Source organism: Mycoplana rhizolycopersici (assembly GCF_013378445.1).
GTDB classification, from domain to species: Bacteria; Pseudomonadota; Alphaproteobacteria; order Rhizobiales; family Rhizobiaceae; genus Mycoplana; species Mycoplana rhizolycopersici.
Genome location: NZ_JABXYK010000045.1, coordinates 1 through 1,183, shown reverse-complemented (window position 1 = coordinate 1,183; position 1,183 = coordinate 1). Strand labels below are relative to the sequence as shown.

The following is a 1,183-nucleotide window of genomic DNA, read 5'->3' as shown; positions in this document are numbered from 1 at the left end:
ATGGCAAAAGGTAAGTTTGAGCGCAACAAGCCTCACGTAAACATTGGCACGATCGGCCACGTTGACCATGGCAAGACGTCGCTGACGGCGGCGATCACGAAGTACTTCGGCGAGTTCAAGGCGTACGACCAGATCGACGCTGCTCCGGAAGAAAAGGCGCGCGGCATCACGATTTCGACGGCGCACGTCGAATACGAGACGCCGAACCGTCACTACGCCCACGTCGACTGCCCCGGCCACGCCGACTACGTCAAGAACATGATCACCGGTGCTGCCCAGATGGACGGCGCGATCCTGGTCTGCTCGGCCGCTGACGGCCCGATGCCGCAGACCCGCGAGCACATCCTGCTCGCCCGCCAGGTCGGCGTTCCGGCGATCGTGGTGTTCCTGAACAAGGTCGACCAGGTCGACGATGCCGAGCTTCTCGAGCTCGTCGAACTCGAAGTTCGCGAACTGCTGTCGTCCTACGACTTCCCGGGCGACGACATTCCGATCATCAAGGGCTCGGCTCTGGCCGCCCTCGAAGACTCGGACAAGAAGATCGGCGAAGACGCGATCCGCGAACTGATGGCAGCGGTTGACGCCTACATCCCGACGCCTGAGCGTCCGATCGATCAGCCGTTCCTGATGCCGATCGAGGACGTGTTCTCGATCTCGGGCCGCGGCACGGTTGTCACGGGTCGCGTCGAGCGCGGCATCGTCAAGGTCGGTGAGGAAATCGAGATCGTCGGCATCCGTCCGACGACGAAGACGACCTGCACGGGCGTTGAAATGTTCCGCAAGCTGCTCGACCAGGGCCAGGCCGGCGACAACATCGGTGCGCTGCTGCGCGGTGTCGACCGCAACGGCGTTGAGCGTGGCCAGATCCTGTGCAAGCCGGGTTCGGTCAAGCCGCACAAGAAGTTCAAGGCCGAAGCCTACATCCTGACGAAGGAAGAAGGCGGCCGTCATACGCCGTTCTTCACCAACTACCGTCCGCAGTTCTACTTCCGCACCACCGACGTTACGGGCATCGTGACGCTTCCGGAAGGCACGGAAATGGTGATGCCGGGCGACAACGTCACGGTTGACGTCGAGCTGATCGTTCCGATCGCGATGGAAGAAAAGCTGCGCTTCGCGATCCGCGAAGGCGGCCGCACCGTCGGCGCCGGCATCGTCGCCTCGATCGTCGAGTAATCGACGA

1 protein-coding gene is annotated in these 1,183 nt (G+C 62.6%); it reads left to right on the top strand.

The features are described from left to right. Nucleotides 1–1,176 carry an elongation factor Tu gene (tuf, locus tag HV823_RS26310; RefSeq protein WP_097143564.1) on the top strand — a complete coding sequence of 392 codons (1,176 nt, stop codon included), beginning with the start codon at nt 1–3 and terminating at the stop codon, nt 1,174–1,176. Nucleotides 1,177–1,183: the final 7 nt, after the last annotated feature.

Bases quoted from the DNA above. Each gene is read 5' to 3' on its own strand.
- tuf (WP_097143564.1), top strand. From the start codon at position 1: ATGGCAAAAGGTAAGTTTGAGCGCAACAAGCCTCACGTAAACATTGGC.